This window comes from Curtobacterium sp. LFS079 (assembly GCF_047977865.1).
Lineage (GTDB): Bacteria > Actinomycetota > Actinomycetes > Actinomycetales > Micrococcaceae > Arthrobacter.
In genome coordinates, this window is the sequence record NZ_JBFPFO010000001.1 from 523,904 (window position 1) to 542,324 (window position 18,421).

15 protein-coding genes are annotated in these 18,421 nt (G+C 66.5%); 10 read left to right on the forward strand and 5 right to left on the reverse strand.

Translation table 11 applies throughout. The annotated features are described in order from the left end of the window. On the reverse strand, positions 1-279 hold the full coding sequence (locus ACNQPB_RS02425; RefSeq protein ID WP_498748796.1) for a putative quinol monooxygenase: 279 nt from the start codon (positions 277-279) through the stop codon (positions 1-3). A 93-nt stretch (positions 280-372) separates the two neighbouring features. Continuing rightward, on the reverse strand, positions 373-1,350 hold the full coding sequence (locus tag ACNQPB_RS02430) for a DNA-3-methyladenine glycosylase family protein (protein ID WP_498748797.1): 978 nt from the start codon (positions 1,348-1,350) through the stop codon (positions 373-375). A gap of 129 nt (positions 1,351-1,479) precedes the next feature. On the opposite strand from ACNQPB_RS02430, the gene ACNQPB_RS02435 reads away from it, so the two are divergent. The 3 genes from ACNQPB_RS02435 (at position 1,480) to ACNQPB_RS02445 (ending at position 4,536) form a co-directional block, all read left to right on the forward strand. After that, complete coding sequence (locus tag ACNQPB_RS02435) at positions 1,480-1,872, forward strand: VOC family protein (RefSeq protein ID WP_498748799.1); 393 nt, start codon at positions 1,480-1,482, stop codon at positions 1,870-1,872. A 78-nt stretch (positions 1,873-1,950) separates the two neighbouring features. After that, a complete protein-coding gene (locus ACNQPB_RS02440) occupies positions 1,951-3,336 on the forward strand; it encodes a cystathionine beta-synthase (RefSeq protein WP_498748801.1) in 1,386 nt (461 codons plus the stop codon). 36 nt (positions 3,337-3,372) lie between these two features. After that, entirely contained in the window at positions 3,373-4,536 is a 1,164-nt protein-coding gene (locus tag ACNQPB_RS02445) for a cystathionine gamma-synthase (RefSeq protein WP_498748803.1), read from the forward strand. 112 nt (positions 4,537-4,648) lie between these two features. Here ACNQPB_RS02445 and ACNQPB_RS02450 read toward each other — a convergent pair whose 3' ends face one another. Next, positions 4,649-6,787, reverse strand: a complete 2,139-nt coding sequence (locus ACNQPB_RS02450) for a phosphocholine-specific phospholipase C (RefSeq protein ID WP_498748805.1) — start codon at positions 6,785-6,787, stop codon at positions 4,649-4,651. Between the two features lie 191 nt (positions 6,788-6,978). Here ACNQPB_RS02450 and ACNQPB_RS02455 point away from each other — a divergent pair, with 191 nt between their 5' ends. Next, positions 6,979-7,542 carry a winged helix-turn-helix transcriptional regulator gene (locus ACNQPB_RS02455; protein ID WP_498748807.1) on the forward strand — a complete coding sequence of 188 codons (564 nt, stop codon included), beginning with the start codon at positions 6,979-6,981 and terminating at the stop codon, positions 7,540-7,542. Next, positions 7,539-8,864, forward strand: coding sequence for an MFS transporter (locus ACNQPB_RS02460; protein WP_498748809.1), 1,326 nt, complete (start codon positions 7,539-7,541; stop codon positions 8,862-8,864). Before ACNQPB_RS02455 ends, ACNQPB_RS02460 begins: the two co-directional genes overlap by 4 nt. A 22-nt stretch (positions 8,865-8,886) precedes the next feature. On the opposite strand, the gene ACNQPB_RS02465 is transcribed toward ACNQPB_RS02460, so the two are convergent. After that, positions 8,887-11,976 carry a glycoside hydrolase family 2 TIM barrel-domain containing protein gene (locus ACNQPB_RS02465; protein ID WP_498748811.1) on the reverse strand — a complete coding sequence of 1,030 codons (3,090 nt, stop codon included), beginning with the start codon at positions 11,974-11,976 and terminating at the stop codon, positions 8,887-8,889. A 269-nt stretch (positions 11,977-12,245) separates the two neighbouring features. Next, positions 12,246-13,253, reverse strand: a complete 1,008-nt coding sequence (locus ACNQPB_RS02470; protein WP_498748813.1) for a LacI family DNA-binding transcriptional regulator — start codon at positions 13,251-13,253, stop codon at positions 12,246-12,248. Positions 13,254-13,334: 81 nt separating this feature from the next. Here ACNQPB_RS02470 and ACNQPB_RS02475 point away from each other — a divergent pair, with 81 nt between their 5' ends. The 5 genes from ACNQPB_RS02475 to ACNQPB_RS02495 all read left to right on the forward strand — a co-directional run bounded on the left by ACNQPB_RS02475 (position 13,335) and on the right by ACNQPB_RS02495 (position 18,353). Continuing rightward, positions 13,335-14,327, forward strand: a complete 993-nt coding sequence (locus ACNQPB_RS02475; protein ID WP_498748815.1) for a family 43 glycosylhydrolase — start codon at positions 13,335-13,337, stop codon at positions 14,325-14,327. Beyond that, complete coding sequence (locus ACNQPB_RS02480) at positions 14,282-15,550, forward strand: ABC transporter substrate-binding protein (protein ID WP_498748817.1); 1,269 nt, start codon at positions 14,282-14,284, stop codon at positions 15,548-15,550. Before ACNQPB_RS02475 ends, ACNQPB_RS02480 begins: the two co-directional genes overlap by 46 nt. 75 nt (positions 15,551-15,625) lie before the next feature. Further along, positions 15,626-16,576, forward strand: a complete 951-nt coding sequence (locus ACNQPB_RS02485; RefSeq protein ID WP_498748818.1) for a carbohydrate ABC transporter permease — start codon at positions 15,626-15,628, stop codon at positions 16,574-16,576. Beyond that, the gene (locus ACNQPB_RS02490; protein ID WP_498748820.1) at positions 16,573-17,391 is read left to right on the forward strand and encodes a carbohydrate ABC transporter permease; all 819 of its coding nucleotides are present in this window, start codon (positions 16,573-16,575) and stop codon (positions 17,389-17,391) included. Before ACNQPB_RS02485 ends, ACNQPB_RS02490 begins: the two co-directional genes overlap by 4 nt. Continuing rightward, a complete protein-coding gene (locus tag ACNQPB_RS02495; RefSeq protein ID WP_498748821.1) occupies positions 17,388-18,353 on the forward strand; it encodes a glycoside hydrolase family 43 protein in 966 nt (321 codons plus the stop codon). The genes ACNQPB_RS02490 and ACNQPB_RS02495 overlap by 4 nt, the downstream gene beginning before the upstream one ends. Positions 18,354-18,421: the final 68 nt, after the last annotated feature.

An 18,421-nucleotide genomic window follows, 5' to 3' on the forward strand; every position in this document is an offset into this window, starting at 1 on the left:
CTAGAGGCGCTCGACTTTGGCCGGCTCGGCCAGCAGGGCGCTGAGGGACTCGTTGAGGTCCTGCACGGCGATGCCTTTCGAGTGCTTGTCCAGGTCTTCCTCGGACGCCCACTGTTCGGTGAGGACGAGCTTCTCCTCGGTGGCTTCGGTCAGTTCGTAGCGGATGCAGCCAGGTTCGTTGACGACCTCGTCGATCGCGATGTCCAGCGCGAGCTTCACGCGGAAGAATTCGCCGTCGTTGGGGATGAAGGTTGCCTGCAGGTCAATGGGTGCACTCATGGCCTTCACCTTACCGGCAGCGCGGTGTGTCTCCGGAAAGATTTCATGCGGCAGCGCCCGGGCCGTAAGTGATCCCGCGTTGCCAAGGGCGGGTCAGTGCCCGCGGTGGTCCTGGATGGTCATCCGCGGGCCGAATGCAGGCTTCCGGAAACCGCTGAGCCCCAGCATCCGGACCACCCTTTGCCGGTGCCCGCGCCATGGCTCCATCAGGGCGAGCATGCCGGCGTCGTCCGTCTTCTTCCCGGTGAGCGCGTAGCCGACAAAGGACGCCAGGTGGTAGTCGCCCACCGCGATCGAGTCCGGGCAGCCGTGGGTGCGCTGCAGGACTTCCGCCGCGGTCCAGATGCCGATGCCCGGGATGGTCTGCAGCTTCGCCCCGGCCTCGGCCGCATCCAAAGCGGCCAGGCGTTCCAGCCCTGCGGCCGAGCGAAGTGCCCGCATCACCGTGGCTGAACGCTGCGGCCCGACGCCCGCCTTGTGCCACTCCCAGGACGGGATGCCCAGCCACTGTGCCGCGGTGGGGGCGACAAGAAGGTCCGACGGCGTGTGGCGGCCGGCGTCCGGAGCCGGGCTTCCGTAGCGGTACATCAGGTAGCGGTAGCCGCGGCGGGCCTCGATGGTGGTGACCTTCTGTTCCAGGATGGTGGGCACGAGGGAGTCGACCACCCGCCCGGTGGAGGGCAGGCGCAGGCCGGGGTTCCGGCGTCGGGCTTCAACCACGAGGCGGGGGAGCCCGGCCTGGAAGTCGGGATCGTCGAAGCCGGACCAGTCGTCGTCCCGGCCCAGCAGCCGCGGCACCCCGGCGATCGCGGATTCCGCGCCCGGACCCCAGGCCTGGGCATCCACAAAACCGTCCGGACCGGAGACGGCGGTGAGCCGCAGGGTAGCGGGGCCGTCCGGCGTCGTGAACGCCATCCAGAGCCCGTCCGGGCGGTTGGCGAAGGACGGATCGCCGTTGCCGCGCATGAGGATTCCCAGGCTCTGCAGGAGGCTGAACGGGCCGCCCGGGTGCCAGCGCACAGAGGCGTCCGCCGCGGCCGCGGCGGCGGCAGGGGCGCTGGCTATCGTCATGGATCCATCGTCCCACGGGGTGCCGACGGTATGTTTCCGCCGCCCCTTACCGGGCACGACGGCCGCGGCTAGACTCGCGCTTGTGGCGTGGGAACCGCGCCAATCCCAGAACGAATCCAGGAGAACGCAATGGGTGGAGTAGTACATTTCGAAATTCCCGCCGAAGACTCCGAGCGGGCCAACAACTTCTACCAAGGGGCGTTCGGCTGGACGCTCACCCCCATGCCGCAGATGGATTACACCATCGCCCTCACCACTCCCTCTGATGAACAGACCGGAATGCCCACGTCACCGGGCGCCATCAACGGGGCCCTGTTCACGCGCTCGGCGGATTTGCAGACGCCCGTCCTCACCGTGGACGTCGAGGACATCGACGCAGCGCTGGCGCAGATCGAGTCCGTAGGCGGTTCGGTCCACAAGGGCAAGGACGCCGTTCCCGGAATGGGCTGGTACGCCTACTTCAAGGACACCGAAGGGAACGTCCTCGGCCTCTGGCAGACGGACGAATCCGCCGGGAAGTGACGCCCCTGCAATCAGCCCCAAGGACGCCCGGGCAGGTCCACGCCCGGGCTTCCTTGCCGAAGCGGTAACTTTGTACCCATGAAGTACGCCGAGTCCGTTCTGGACCTCATAGGCAATACGCCGCTCATCAAGCTCAACCACGTCACCGACGGCATCAAGGCCACCGTCCTGGTGAAGCTCGAGTACATCAACCCCGGCGGGTCCATCAAGGACCGCATCGCGGTGAAGATGATCGAGGAAGCCGAGCGCTCCGGCAAACTCAAGCCCGGCGGCACCATCGTGGAGCCCACCTCCGGCAACACCGGAGTCGGCCTGGCGCTGGTGGCGCAGCAGAAGGGCTACAAGTGCATCTTCGTGGTCCCGGACAAGGTAGGCGAGGACAAGCGCGCCGTGCTGCAGGCCTACGGCGCCGAAGTGGTGGTGACTCCCACCTCCGTGGCCCCTGACAGCCCGCAAAGCTACTACGGCGTTTCGGACCGGCTGGTCACCGAGATCCCCGGCGCCTTCAAGCCGGACCAGTTCTCCAACCCCGCCGCGCCGGGCAGCCACTATGAATCCACCGGCCCGGAAATCTGGCGCGACACGGACGGCTTGGTCACCCACGTGGTGATCGGCGCCGGCACCGGCGGGACCATCACCGGCACCGGACGCTTCCTCAAGGAGATCTCGGCGGACCGTCCGGAGTCCGACGGCGGCCGGGTCAAGGTGATCGGCGCGGACCCCGAAGGCTCGGTGTACTCGGGCGGAACCGGCCGGCCGTACTTCGTCGAGGGAGTCGGCGAAGACATGTGGCCGGACAACTACGACAAGACTGTCCCGGACGCCGTCATCGCGGTCAGCGACGGCGATTCCTTCGCCATGACCCGCCGCCTGGCCCGAGAAGAGGGCCTGCTGGTCGGCGGCTCCTCGGGCATGGCTGTAGTAGCCGCGCTCAAGGTGGCAAAAGACCTTCCGGAGGACGCCGTCGTCGTCGTGATCCTGCCGGACTCCGGCCGCGGCTACCTGGCCAAGATCTTCAATGACCAGTGGATGCGCTCCTACGGCTTCCTCTCCGGCGGCGAAGAAGCCTCGGTTGGAGAGGTCCTCAAGTCCAAGACGGGCGAACTGCCGGACCTGGTCCACATCCACCCCAACGAGTCCGTGCGGGACGTCATCAACATCATGAACGAGTTCGGCGTCTCCCACATCCCGGTGCTTTCGCAGGAACCGCCCGTGGTGATGGGCGAGGTGCTGGGCGCCGTGGACGAACGGTCCCTGACCTCCAAGCTGTTCCGCGGCGAAGCGAAGCTCACGGACAAGATCTCCGAGCACATGGGGGAGCGGCTGCCGGTGATCGGCTCGCTGGAGACCATCTCCGCCGCGCGCGAGCTGCTCTCCGACGTCGACACCGTGATGGTGACGTTCGTTGGAGCACCGATCGGCATCCTCACCCGCCACGACCTGCTCGCGTACCTGAGCCACTGATTTCCCCGCAGTTTTCCCCGACCAGGAGGAGTACCCATGTCTGCCCATGAAGCAGGTTTCAACACCCGCGCCGTCCACGCCGGCCAGGACTTCGAGCCCCGCACCGGCGCCGTGGTGCCGCCGCTGCACTTCAGCTCCACTTACGCCCAGGACGGCATCGGCGGGCTGCGCGACGGCTACGAGTACGGCCGCGGCGGCAACCCCACCCGCGACGCCCTGCAAGAACAGTTGGCTGCGCTCGAAGGCGGCAGCCACGCCTTCAGTTTCGGCTCCGGCCTGGCCGCCGAGGACTCCCTCATCCGCGCCGTTGCCCGGCCCGGGGACCACATCGTGCTGGGCAACGACGCCTACGGCGGAAGCTACCGGCTCATCAACCGCGTGCTGGGCGAATGGGGCATCGGCAACACCCCGGTGGACATGTCCGACCTCGACCGTGTGCGTGAAGCCGTGGCGGCGAACCAGACCCGGATCGTGTGGGTGGAGACCCCGTCCAACCCGATGATGCGGATCACCGATATCGCGGCGCTCGCCGCCATCGCGCACGACGCCGGAGCCCTCCTGGTGGTCGACAACACCTTCGCGTCCCCGTACCTGCAGAACCCGCTCGCCCTGGGTGCCGACGTCGTGGTCCACTCCACCACGAAGTACATCGGCGGGCACTCCGACGTGGTGGGCGGCGCCGTCGTCGTCAACGACGCGGAACTGGCGGAGAAGATCGGCTTCGTCCAGTTTGCCGTCGGCGCGGTCTCCGGCCCGATGGACGCCTTCCTGACCACCCGCGGCCTGAAGACCCTCGGCGTGCGCATGGACCGGCACAGCGAGAACGCCCAGGCCGTGGCCGAATGGCTGCTGCAGCGCCCCGAGGTGGAGGCTGTGCTGTACCCGGGCCTGCCGGACCACCCCGGCCACGAGCTCGCCAAGAAGCAGATGAAGAAGTTCGGCGGCATGGTCTCGGTGCAGTTCAAGGGCGGCGAGGCCGCGGCCCGCAAGGTGGCCGAGGCCACGCGCGTGTTCACCCTCGCCGAGTCCCTGGGCGGCATCGAGTCCCTGATGAACTACCCCTCCGAGATGACCCACGCCTCCGTGAAGGGCACCGAGCTGGCCGTGCCGGTCAACCTGCTGCGCCTGTCCTGCGGCATCGAGGACGTGGAGGACCTGATCGCGGACCTCGAACAGGCGTTCGCCGCGATCGGAGACTAGGCCCGGGAGCGGCCCGCCCTTCCTGACCTTCTTTGAGACGCGGAACGGCCGCGACACACCGTGAATGACGGAGTGTCGCGGCCGTTCCTTTTTCAAAAAGGGTCAGGAAGGCCTAGCCGGAAATGCCGGGCTTGCCGTTTTCCTCGCAGCCGGTGAGCCGGCGGCGGAAGGACGCGTCCTCGATCACCGTGGCTTCGATGTCGTACCAGCCCTGCAGGCTTTCCCAGCCCAGGGTCTTGGTGGCGCCGGCCTGGAGCTTCAGCGTGGTGCCGAGTTCCTTGTACTGCAGCGACACCAGCTGCAGGGTCACCGCCGCGGAGCCGGTGTTGCGCAGCTCCAGGTGCAGCGAGTCCCCGGTGCGTCCCGTGACGGAAACGTCGACGCCGGCCGCTGCGCCCGCCGTCGAACCTTTCAGTTCGTACTGGTAGCGGTTGGGTCCGGTGACGATCAGGTCGAAGCTGCCCGACGGGGCCGGGAGCTTCACGGACTCGCTCGCCTTGACGTCCACGTGGCGCGGTTCGGCGAGCTCGCCCGCGTAGCCGTACACGGCGAAGTGCGCTGAGCGGGTGCCGCCGTTGCGCAGGGAGAGGGCGACGCCGTCGGCCGTCACCGCGGCAGAGGCCGCCGGGCGGTACGGCAGGGGACGGGCCGGGCGGGTGCCGTCTTCCTGGATCGGGGCCACCTGCACGGCCGGCGGGACCGGGCGCCAGCGGCTGATCTTCGCCGGCACCGGGGCCGGGTGCTCGAGCACCGGCGGGGTTCCCGCGGTGGCGAAGTTGAAGACGCCGGTGAGGTCGCCGCAGACTTCGCGGCGCCAGGCGGAGATGTTCGGTTCCTGTACCCCGGTCCAGGCCTCCAGGAAGCGGAGCACCGAGGTGTGGTCGAAGACTTCGGAGCTGACGAAACCGCCGATCGTCCACGGCGAGACGATGGTCATCGGCACGCGCGGGCCGAGTCCGATGGGGCGGGCGGTGGTCCAGTCGGTGGATTCGCCGGTGGCCGGGCGGGGCTGCACGGGCGGCGGCACGTGGTCGAAGTAGCCGTCGTTCTCGTCGAAGTTGAGGAAGATCGCGGTGCTGTCCCAGGTTTCCTGGTTGCTGGCCACAATGTCCAGGAGCCGGTAGACGAAGTTGGCGCTGCCCAGCGGGGTGGAGGAACTGGGATGCTCAGAGTCGGCGGCGGAGGGGACCAGCCAGCTGACCTTCGGCAGGGTGCCGCGGTCGATGTCCGCGGCGAGCCGCGTCAGGAGGGTGTCCGGACGGCCACGGCGCATGGCCTTGTCGAAGAGGAGCTTTTCGGCGTCCGTGAGCAGATCGCGGCCGGCCTCAAGCTGGGCGAGGAGCCGCTCCTGTTCCGCCGGGGCCTTGCCGTGGAGCGAGTCGTAGAACTCCTCCGTGGTGCGCAGGTTCCCGTCAACGGCGGCCAGCATCTTGTGGCCGATGTCCTTGAAGGTGTGGAAGTACTCGACGGCGTTGTCGGTGAAGTTGTCCCAGTCCTGGTAGATCTGCCAGGACACGCCGGCCTGTTCCAGCCGTTCGGGGTAGGTGGTCCAGTTGTACCCCGCGTGATCGTAGCTGTAGGCCGCGTTGGTGACGGCGCGCTGCGCGGACCCGGGCTCAGTGCCCGTGGTCCCGCTCCACAAGTAGTTGCGGTTGGGGTTCGTGGAGCCGTTGACGGAGCAGTGGTAGGCGTCGCAGATGGTGAAGGTGTCCGCGAGTTCGTACTGCAGCGGGATGTCCGTGCGCTCGTAGAACGTCATGGTGGAAGCGCTCTTGGCGGGGATCCACTGGTCGCACCAGCCGTTGTTCCAGGCCTTGGTGGTGCCGGCGAAAGAGTGGTCCAGGGCGCCCAGGTACTGGATGTCCGAATCCGGACGGCCGGCAAGTTCAGCTGCTTTGCGGAGTGAGAACGGCAGCACTGTCTCGCCGGTGGCGCGGGGCTGTTCGAACATCGACTTGCCGTTGGGCAGGCGGGTGATGGACTTGTCGCCGTAGCCGCGGACGCCGCGCAGGGCGCCGAAGTAGTGGTCGAAGGAACGGTTTTCCTGCATGAGGATGATGACGTGCTTGATGGACTGCAGGTTTCCCGGCGGCACCGGCTTGGCCATGGCGGCCTGCACTGAGGGCGGCAGCAGGGAGCCGGCGGCAGCAAGCGCTGTCGCTGCTGCCGTGGCGCCGAGGAAACCACGGCGGGAGAAGCCTTTGGCGGCGGAAGCCGTAGCGTCCGCTTCTGAGGTTGAACGTTTCATCATCTCGGGATCATGCGTTGACATAGTCGGGATTGCCTTTCGTGGAGAAGGTCTGGCCACACCACGGTAGACACGCGGGGTGAACTATCGGTGTATTTCGCGCACATCGATCGGACACCGTGCGGACACTTGGGGGTCGCGCGTGGCGGATCCGGCTTCTGGCTTTCTTGAAGAAAGCCAACTACGATCGAGCCATGCCTCTTCGTTCCGACTGGTCAGCGCGCACGTGCAGCCTTGCCCGCGGCCTGGATGTGCTGGGCGATCCGTGGGGGAGCCTGGTGCTGCGGGAGGTTTTCTTCGGCAACGGCCGTTTCGATGCCATGAAACAGCGGCTCGGGTGCGCGGACACCGTCCTCAGCAAGCGCCTCGGCTGGCTGGTGGAGGCCGGACTGCTGGCACAGCGCCCTTACCAGGACGGAACCCGCACGCGGCAGGAGTATGTACTCACGCCCAAGGGCGAGGATTCGCTGCCCGTGCTCAACGCCATCATCATCTGGGCCGAGAAGCACCTGGATGCGCCCGATGAGGTCTCCCACATGCGGGTCATCCACACCGGCTGCGGACAGCCGACGTCCTCGGCCGACACCTGCAGCCATTGCGGCGCGGCCCTGACTGCCGCCAACACCAGTTGGCACAGCCTCAAACGAAGCGACCATCCGCTGCCACTCGCCGTCGCCCCCGTTACAGCAACCCCAGCAGCCCCCGCAGAAACCGCGCTCCACGAAACCGCGCTCCCCGAAACGGAGATCTCCGCATGACCGCTCCCGACGCCACCAAGGTCCTCAGCCGCAATCCCCGGCGCCGCCGCCTGCACCCTGCGTGGTTCGTGGCCGCCGTCGCGTTCCTGGCCTTGGTGGGTGCCGCAGGCTTCCGGGCCGCACCGGGTGTGCTCATGGTGCCGCTGCAGACCGAGTTCGGCTGGTCCACTACCGTCCTGTCCCTGGCCGTCAGCCTCAACCTGGTGCTGTTCGGGCTCACCGCGCCCTTCGCCGCCGCCCTCATGGAACGCTTCGGCATCCGTGCCGTGACCTCGATTGCCCTGTGCCTGATCGGGCTCGGTTCGGCGCTGACGGGATTCGTGAACCAGTCCTGGCAGATCCTGCTCACCTGGGGGCTGCTGATCGGGCTTGGCACCGGATCCATGGCCCTCGTCTTCGCCGCGACCATCGCCAACACCTGGTTCGCCAAGCGCCGCGGCCTGGTGATCGGCATCCTGACCGCGGGCAGCGCCGCCGGGCAGCTGGTGTTCCTGCCGTTCATCGCGGCACTGGCCCAGAACCCGGGCTGGCGCGGGGCCTCGCTGCTGATCGCGGCCGGCGCGCTCGCCGTCGTGCCGCTGGTGCTGCGCTGGTTGCGGAACTCTCCTGCCGACGTCGGCGCCCGCCCCTATGGCGCGGAGGAAGCCGACGCGGCCGAACCGGTGACGACGGCGGCGGCCGGCGATTCCCCGAACGCCGCCGTCCGTGCGCTGCAGGTCCTGAAACGGGCCAGCAAGGTGCGCACCTTCTGGGGCCTGGCCGCAGGCTTCGCAATCTGCGGGGCGACGACGAACGGCCTGATCGGCACACACTTCATCCCCTCGGCCCACGACCACGGCATGCCGGAGACGACGGCGGCCGGCCTGCTGGCCGTCGTCGGGATCTTCGACATCGTGGGCACCATCGCCTCGGGCTGGCTGACCGATCGCTTCAACCCGAAGGTCCTCCTGGCCGTGTACTACCAGTTCCGCGGGATCGGGCTGCTGGTGCTGCCGCTGCTGCTGGGCTCCTCGGTGGAACCGAGCATGATCGTGTTCGTGGTGGTCTACGGCCTGGACTGGGTGGCCACGGTGCCGCCCACGGCCGCGATCTGCCGCCGGGTGTTCGGCGCGGACGGCTCCGTGGTGTTCGGCTGGGTGTTCGCCGCCCACCAACTGGGCGCGGCCGCCGCCGCTGTGCTGGCCGGCTTCGTCCGTGACGCCACCGGGCACTACACCTACGCTTGGATCGGCGCCGCCGCCATGTGCACGGTGGCCGCCGTCATCAGCGCCACGATCCGCAAGGACGCCGCACACAAGGAAGCCGTGCCGGTCGCCGCCTGAGCCACCTGCCGGCGTCGTTGCGTCAGCCTGCTTCCGCGATCCGCAGGACCAGCGTGCGCGCCACCGGGCGGAGGGCGTACTTCGGCCAGACGTCCGGTCCGCAGGCCCGCGAGCCCAGGCCATGCTGCGCGGCGTCGAGGTACAGGTAACTGTTCCGGCTATCCGGCAGTTCGTGCGGATGGGCTGCGGCGCCGATCTCCTGTGCCGTGTGCCGGGACAGGGTGAAACCCGGACGGCGGCCCGCGGGATCAGGCAGCGCATCGATCCGCAGCCATGGCTTGCCTGCGGTGCTGAGCTCGAGGGAGCGCAGGCCGCTGCGGTGGCCGCTCTCCTGCGACTTCGCGTAGGGCACCGTGAGTTCGTCGATCCCGGCTGAGTACCGGCCCACAAGCGCGGCGTGCATGCTGTCTGGGTAGGATTCGCGCGGGCCGGTCCCGAACCAGGACGCCCCGTCCACAGACGCGGGCAGGTCGACACGGACCCCGATCCGCGGCCACACCATGTCCCAGCCCGCGCTCGGGGTGATGTCCAAGCGGAGCCAGAGCTCGGAGTCGTCTACCTGCCAGGTCTCCTCCACTGTCACTGACTCGGCGCGGTCCGCAGCGGCGTAGCGGGTCCGCACGCGCACGCTGTCGTCAGTAGAAGCGAGCTCCTCCACCCGCGCCGTCAAACGGTCCAGCCCGGCAGACCTCCAGAGCTCCGCGAGCGGGGGAGCGGGCACGCCATTGCCGTTGTCCAGCAAGGGATCCCCGAGGTCGTAGCTGCCATGGAGGGCGCCGCGGTCATTGTCGGTGGGGGCGCGCCACAGTTCCAGGCGGGGGCCCGCCACGGGCAGGCCGCCTAAGGACACCAGCCGGCCGCCGTCGAAGCCTGCCGGTCCGAGGGTCACCGGGACCTCGGCTCCCGAAGCATCGCCGGAAACGGAGGCGGGCGGACGCGGCGCACGGACCGGCGCAGCCTGCGCGGAAAGGTCCAACTGTGCCGCGGAAAGCACATGTCCCGCCTCCGCCCACGCCGTGTCCTTGCGTAGGGCGGTTTCCACGGTGAGCCAGAGCTCGCCGGCGCCGGCACCTGCGAAAGGCGGCAGCTGCAGAACTGCAGATTCGCCCGCGGCCAGCGGTGCGCCGGAACTTCCGACGGCGTCCAGCTCGCCCGAGTCAAGCGGCACCCCATCCGCCTCCACACGCCAGCGGAGTACGAGGTCGGACGCGTCCGCCGAGTGCCGCCGGTTGGCGACCGTCAGGACCGGTTGTCCGCCGTCGTCGGGAACGCTGAACCCAAGCCGGATCGGCGCCACCACCTGCTTGTATTCGAACAGGCCGGGGCTGGGCGTCGAGTCGGAGAGCACCATGCCGTCCATCACGAAGTTGCCGTCATGGACCACCTCGCCGAAGTCGCCGCCGTAGGCGAAGAACTCCGTGCCGTCTGCCGTGCGGGTGCGGATGCCGTGGTCGCGCCACTCCCAGACGAAGCCGCCGTGCAGCCGGGGGTAGCGGTCCACGAGGTCCTCGTACTGGTCGATCGCGCCCGGTCCGTTGCCCATGGCGTGCACATACTCACAGAGGATGAAGGGCTTGCTGCGCTGGCGCGCGGATTCTGCCGCTGAACAGCCCAGCAGCAGCGAGGTTGTGTCGTCGCGGCCGATCGAATCCGTTTCCGGCACCGGCGAATACATCCGCGAATAGACGTCCGTGTAGGCGCCGGTGTAATCGCCCTCGTAATGCACGGGGCGGCCGCTGTCCCGGGCGTGGGCCCACGCAGCCATCGCGGCCAGGTTGGCCCCGGTGCCCGATTCGTTGCCGAGGGACCACATGACGATGGACGGGTGGTTCTTGTCCCGCTCGATGGTGCGTTCCATGCGGTTCAGGTAGGCGTCCCGCCAGGCCGGATCATCGCTCGGATTACCCACCCAGTCCTGCGCGACGAAACCGTGGGTTTCCAAGTCGCATTCCAGGATCACCCAGAAGCCCAGCTCATCGGCCAGGTCCAGGAGCCTGGGGTGCGGCGGATAATGGCTGGTGCGGATCGCGTTGACGTTGAACTGCTTCATCATCGCCAGGTCCGCGCGGGCAGACTCCTCGTCGAAGACGCGGCCGCGGTCCGGGTGGGTTTCGTGCCGGTTCATGCCGTGGAACACCACGCGCCGGCCGTTCACCAGGAAGCGGTCGCCCTTGATCTCCACGGTGCGGAAGCCCAGCCGCAGCGAGACAGCCTCGCCGGTGCTGGATACCGTTGCGTTGTAGAGGCGGGGGCTCTCGGCGGTCCACGGCTCGACGGCGTCCAGTGCCACAGGGGCGACGTCCGCCGCGGAGGCCCAGACGACGTCGACCCCCAGTTCCGGGACGGACAGCCGTACCGGATAGGCGGCGCTGTCCGCGGTGATTTCGGGGTCGATGGTACCCGAACCGCCGCTGAAAGCAGTCCTCAGCCAGACGTCGTCGAGCCCGCCTGCCGGCCGGGCCAGCAGGGTGACATCGCGGAAGATGCCGGGAAGCCACCACTGGTCCTGGTCCTCCAGATAGCTGGCCGCAGACCATTGGTGCACGCGCACGGCGATGACGTTGCGTCCCGGCTGGACAGCGTTGCTGACGTCGAACTCCTGGGCCAGGCGGCTGCCGCTGCCCACGCCGATCAGGATCCCGTTGACCCACACTTTGTAGCGGGACTCCACGCCGTCGAAGCGCAGGACGGTCCGTTCTGCGGTGGACCAGGACTCCGGAACCTCGAAGCTCCGCCGGTAGTCGCCGGTGGGGTTGTCGTCCGGGACGTAGGGGGCATCGTTGGGGAAGGGGTACCGCACGTTCGTGTAGATGGGCTTGCCGTAGCGGCCATCGCCTTCCAGAACCCAGTGGGCCGGGACGGGGATCGCGTCCCAGGAGCCGTCGTCGTAGCCCGGCTCCGCCATGTCTTCGGGCGCTTCTCCGGTGGGCAGCACGCCACGTCCGCCGGGCGTCCCGGGTGCGCCGGGCAGGAGCCGGAAGCGCCAGGAACCGTTGAGGGACAGTTCCGGGGCGTTGCTGTCCACCCGTGACCGGGCTGGAATCCGCTGGCCGGAGCCGGGCTCGCGGCTGGTGATGTAGGAGGCTTCAGCGCTGTATGCGGACGGGGACATTTTTCCGGGACCTATCTCTGCCTGTGTGCGGCGGACGAAGCGCCGGCCGCTTGATGCAGGCAGGCTAGCATAAAATTCGAGTAGTTACTCTGTTTTAATTCAAGCGACGGCCACCCGCCCGCGAAGGAGCCTGGTCCCTTGACAAGGACGGCGGGCATGGCGATCATCTTTTTATCGATACAATTTATCGATAAAAATCACCAGCGTGGAGGTTTGCAATGCAGCAAGCTGCGGAAAAAGTCCGGCGGCCGGCCCCACCGGTGCCGTTCTCAGCCGGCTGCCGTGGACTCGCGGTCGACGACGCGGAAGGAACTCACGTATTCAATGGGGTTCTTGTTGCTCGGGTCTGCTATCCGCTTGACCAGCATGTTGACGGCCACCCGGGCCATCTCAGCGTTGTCCGGGTCGACAGTCGAAAGGCTGGGGGTGCTGAAGTTCCCTTCAACCAGGTTGTCGAATCCAATGACTTTCACCTCCGCGGGAACGCGGATGCCGGCCTCATGGAGGGCCCGCAGGGCTCCGAGGGCCACGGTGTCCGTCACGCAGAACAGGCCATCGAATTGCCTGCCGGAGGCGATCAGGCGCCTCACTGCCTCGTATCCACCCTGGAGGGTGAGGTAGTCAATGGCGATCCGCAACAGTGGGTCAGCCTCCAGGTCGGCGGCCTGGAGCGCTTCCTGGTAACCGAGGTATCGGAGGGAGGACACGTCGGGCTCGCCGCTTGCGGCACCCATGACGGCGGCAATCCGCCGGCATCCGCGGCTGAGCAAGTGCGCGGTCGCTGCGCGCGCCCCCTCGATGTTGGGCATGGCCACGTGGTCCACGGGACCCGAAAAGATGCGCTCGCCCAGAATGACCACGGGGTAGTCGACCCGAAGCTTTTCGGCATCGCGTGCTCCAAGTCCGACGGTGCCAAGCAGGAGGCCGTCGTACATCCTGTTGCGGGAGAGGGAGAGGGCGTCGATTTCACTCTCCCGGCTGCGTCCCGTCTGCTCGATGAGCACGCGGAGGTTGTGCGTTGCTGCTTCGTCAATGACCCGCGCGGCGAACTGGCCCCAGTAGTGCCGGTCGACCTCCGCAACGGCCAGTCCGATGGTGAATGTCCGCCCCGCGCGGAGATTTCGTGCGGCGACGTTGATCCGGTAGTCGAGCATCTCCATGGCCTCGACCACCTTGGCGCGGGTGCTCGCGCGCACATGCGGGTGGTCGTTGATGACGTTCGAGACGGTCATGGGAGATACCCCCGCAGCCTTGGCCACATCCTGGATGGTTGCCATAGCCCTCTTCCTCCTGTTTGTCCGTGCCAACCATCAGCCTACGTGAATTTGTATCGATCCACCTTTAATAAGGAGCAGGTTTTGACCCACATTGACCTTGAACCGGGCGGACTCCCGGTTCCAGCCCCGATCGCCGGCTACTATGCCGATCCCCACCTGACCGTATTTGACGGAAAGTTCTACCTCTACCCGACGACGGACGGCAGCGACGGATGGCGTGCGACATCCTTCCGCAGCTTCTCGTCCTCGGACCTCGTCGAGTGGACCGACCACGGGGTGGTCTTCTCTCTGCCGGTCCAGACCACGTGGGCGCGGGAGTACGCTTGGGCACCCGCCGTGGCCGAACGGGACGGGCAGTACTACTTCTACTTCACAGCCGAGAGGGAGAACATCGGCGTTGCCGTGGCGCCCACGCCCACGGGGCCGTTTCAGGATCTGGGGAAGCCCCTGGTTGCCGAGGGCGCCTATCCGGGCCGGGCCATCGATCCGAATGTTTTCGTCGACGACGACGGCACCGCCTACCTCTACTGGGGCAACGGGGTCGCCCATGTCGTGCGGCTGAATGACGACATGGTCTCCTTCGATCCCTTGGCCGTGACGTCATGGGTCCCCACGGCATTCTGCGAGGCCCCCAACGTCCACCGCCGTGGCGACGTCTACTACCTTTCCTGGTCCGAGAACGACACCCGGGATGAAAACTACCGCGTCCGCTACGCCACTGCCACGAGTCCCCTGGGGCCGTGGACCGACCAGGGGCTGCTCCTGGAAAAAGCCCCCGGACGCGGCATCTACGCTACCGGGCACCACTCCATCGTCAGGATCCCGGACACTGACGACTGGCTCATTTCCTACCACCGCTTCGCCATCCCGGACGGGACCGGTTACCGCCGGGAGCTGGCGATCGACCCTTTGGTCCACACCGCGGACGGGCGGCTCGAGAAGGTGCGGCCCTCCTACCGGGATCCGTCCAAAACGACCTGCAGTCTCCAACGCACATCCACCTCCAACCATCAAGAAAAGGAAAGACCATGCTCCAGCGATCCAAAATCCTGCGGCGCAGCAGGAAGCCGCTAGGCGTAGCGGCCGTCGCGGCCGTCCTGACTGCCGCCGTCGCCCTCACGGGGTGCGGCGGCTCCGGTAATTCCGGCAGCCAGGACACCGTCAGTTTCTACTCCTGGGACAACGAGGCAACCATGAAGCCGGTCCTGGACGAGTTCCGGAAGCAGCACCCGGACATCAAACTCCAGGTCTCCTACGGGACCCCGGTGCAGGGATACATTTCCACCCTGCAGACCAGGCTGAACAGCGGCACGGCCGCGGATGTGTTCATCATTACCGCGGAAAACAAGGCCGAAATCATGGAGACCGGCCTGGCCAAGGACCTGAGCGGCCAGCCGTGGATCGGCAACATCGCCGAATCCGCGCAAGCCGCCTACACCAAGGACGGAAAGGTCTTCGGTGCGGCCACGGCCTCCTGGGGAGGCGGGATCCTCTACAACAAAGAGCTGCTGGCCAAGGTCGGCTTCACCACTCCGCCCGTAACCTGGGATGGTTTCCTGACTCTCTGCCGGAAACTCAAGGACGCGGGAATCACTCCGTTCTACGAGCGTGGCGACGAAATTCCACCGAGCCTGGCCGCGCTTGTAGGTCTCCAGAACCAGTCCCTCGGCGGTGACATGGACGCCCGGATCTGGGCAGGAAAGTCCTCCTTCAAGGACACTTGGACCCAGCCGTTGCAGGAATGGTCCAGGCTGTTCACGGAAGGCCTCGTGTCTCCCTCGGCGGCAGGGCTGAGTGGTGACCAGATCAACGCCGAGTTCGCAAAGGGATCCGTGGCAATGATTAGCACGGGGTCCTGGGCCCTGGGCAGCATCCAAAAATCCGCTCCGGGCCTGAAACTGGCCTTCATGCCGGTCCCCGGATCCTCCGGCACCTATTGGGCCGGCGCGGTGGCGCCGGGCTATGCCGTGAACGCCAAGACAAAACACGAAGCAGCGGCCAACAAGCTGGTCGAGTTCCTCCAGAGCCGGACGGCCGTCCAGCTCTACCAGAAGCAGACCGCGGCCATCACCACCACGAAGGATTACACACCGCAGCTCGACGCGGCGCTGTCCACCATGGTCCCGGCAGTACGCGAAGGACGGTTCTACCTTCCCCAGGTGGCCTGGCCCACGAATTCCGCCGCGATCAACACCGAGGCAGTCTCCCTCCTCCAGCAACTCATTCAAGGCCAGAGCACACCCGAGAAGGTGGCCACGGCCCTCGACGAGAAGCTGAATTCCCTCCGGGGCAAGTAGGCCCCTCCCCTTGGCCCGGCGGTCCAATCCAGACGGACGGCCGCCGGGCTGCGGGGACGCTCGAAAGGTAAATCCGTGGCAATTTCAACATCACCCTCGGTTCAGTCCGCCCAGCCGGACGCCGCGGGGCGGCCGACCGGCGGCCGGCTCCGCTCAGGGTCGTTCTCCTCTGTGCTCTTCATGGTCCCGATCGTGGCCGTGTTCCTGGTCCTCTTTGTCATTCCGATGGGCCAGTCGCTCTACTTCAGCTTTACCGACTTCAACGGGTATGAGAGCAATCCGGAATTCGTGGGACTGGCTAACTACGTCCAGCTCTTCAACGAACCCTCAATGCTCTCGGCGCTCGGCTATACGGTGTTCTACGCGGTATCCACCACCGTGCTGGTGACAGCGGCGGCGATCCCACTGGCGCTTGCGCTGAACCGTAAATTCATCGGGCGCAACTTTGTCCGCTCGGCCTTCTTCTTCCCGGCGGTTCCCAGCGTTGCGGTACTCGGCCTGGTATGGGGATTCGTCCTCAACCCGCTCGGATCCGGCGTGCTGAACTCGGTCATCCATTCCCTCATCGGGCTCGGCCCGGTTCCCTGGCTTGCCGAGAGTACGCTCGCGCAGCTCTCCACCGTGGCTGTCACCATCTGGGCACTCACCGGCTGGCACGCCGTGCTCTACCTGGCGTACCTTCAGTCGATCCCGGCGGATTACTACGAGGTGGCCAAGATCGACGGTGCCAGCGGCTGGCAGACCTTCCGGTTCATCACCTTGCCCCAACTGGTTCCAGCCATGGCCGTCAGCCAACTGCTCCTGATGACCAACGGGCTGAAGGTCTATGACCTGCCCTTCACGCTCACCAAGGGCGGCCCCGGCTTCTCCACCAGGACCCTTACGCAGTCCCTCATCGAAGATGGAATCGCGCAATCACGGGTTGGTGCTGCCTCCGCTCTGGCCGTCCTGTTCCTGATCGTCGTAGGCCTCGTCGTCCTTGGCCAGCTGGTGATCTCCAACGCTTTGCAGAGGAAATTCTCATGACCAAGACCCGCAGCCTCTTGATATCCGCCCTCATGATTCCCTTGGCCGGGCTCTGGGCGGTGCCGTTTTACTACATCGTGGTGAACACCTTCAAGACCCAGGAAGAAACGGCCACCAGCCCGCTCGCCCTGCCGTCGAGCTGGACATTCGACAACTACGCGAAGGTATTCGAAGGTGCCGGCATACTGCAAAGCCTCATGAACACCGTCTATGTCACCCTTGCCGCCATTTTCCTGATGCTGGCCATTGGTTCCCTGGCGGCCTTCGGAAGGATCACTGGCCGGAGCAGGATCTTCACCGTCATCGGAGGCGTGCTCGTGGCGGCGTTCGTCATCCCGGGCCAGGCAACGCTCATTCCCCTGTACAGGATGTTCGTCGGCCTGGAGCTCGTGGATTCCCTCAACGGCCTTGTGCTGCTTTACGGGGCCGGGTCGATCTTCTGTTACTACCTGATCCTGGGATACATGCGGACCATTCCCGGGGAAGTCATGGAGGCCGCCCGCATCGACGGCGCCGGTCCGTTCCGGATTTACTGGACCATCGTCCTGCCGCTGATCCGGCCGATCCTGGTCACGGTGGGCGTCTTCCAGACCATGTGGGTGTGGAACGACTTCATTACGCCCAACGTCTTCATCAGTTCAGAGGAGAAGCGGACCCTGGTCGTGGAGATCTATGCGGCGGTCGGCCAATTCACCACGGACTGGCCCTCCTTCATGACGCTCACGGTTGTTGTCCTGCTGCCCATGGTGGTTTTCTTCATCCTTATGCAGCGGCAGATCGTCAGCGGGCTCGTCAGCGGAAGTGTCAAAGGGTGAAGGAAGACATTGCCGGGTACGTCTTTGCCTACTTCACCTCAGCAGATGACGACGACGGAGAACAAGTCCGCTTCGCCCGGAGCGCGGGCGCCGATCCCCTTGAGTGGGACATCCTGAACTCGGGTCGTCCCGTCCTCCGCTCGAACGTCGGGGAAAAGGGCGTGCGGGATCCCTTCCTGCTCCGGGCGGCCGGGCTGCCCGGAGAACAGGCCAAGTATTACCTGCTCGCCACCGACCTGCGCATCGCAGGCCGGGATCCGCGGACCGCGTGGGCGGATTCCATCCGTGCCGGCAGCCGCTCGATCGTTGTCTGGAAGAGCCAGGACCTCCTCAGCTGGTCCGAACCCCGGCTGGTCGGGATTGCTCCGCCGGACGCCGGCAACGCTTGGGCACCGGAAGCAACCTTCGATCCAGCCACCGGCACATACCTTGTGTATTGGGCCTCAACGCTCCAGGCGCCCGGCGGGGGCGAAGCACCCAACAGCTACCATCGGATGTTCTGTGCCAAAACGGCGGACTTCACCACCTTCAGCGCCCCGCAGGTCTGGGTGGACAAAGGATGGTCGGTCATTGACTGCACGGTGGTGTACGCCGACGGATATTTTTACCGGTTCAGCAAGGATGAGCTGTCCGCGGATTCCTCCTCCCCGGACGCCCGGCACATTACGGTTGAACGTTCCGAGGTACTGGACAGCACCCGGTACGACATGGTGGCCAAAGGTCTGGGCAGAAACCACCTCGCGCACGGGGAGGGCCCGATCGTGGTCCGGGGAGGGCAGCAGTGGTTCCTCTTCATCGATGAGTTCGGCCTGCGCAGGTATACGGTGTTTGTCAGCGATTCCCTGGCAGCGGGGGAGTGGGCACCTGTCTCCGCCAAGCTGCCGGCCGGTGCCAGCCATGGATCCATCCTCGCCCTGTCCCGCGGGGAATGGGACAGGCTCAGCGCCCTCTTGGACGACTAGCGGGGCAGGCGGCCAGCCGGAACCCGGGTCGTCCTGACAGGGAAAAATGCAGGGCACCGCACTAAGCT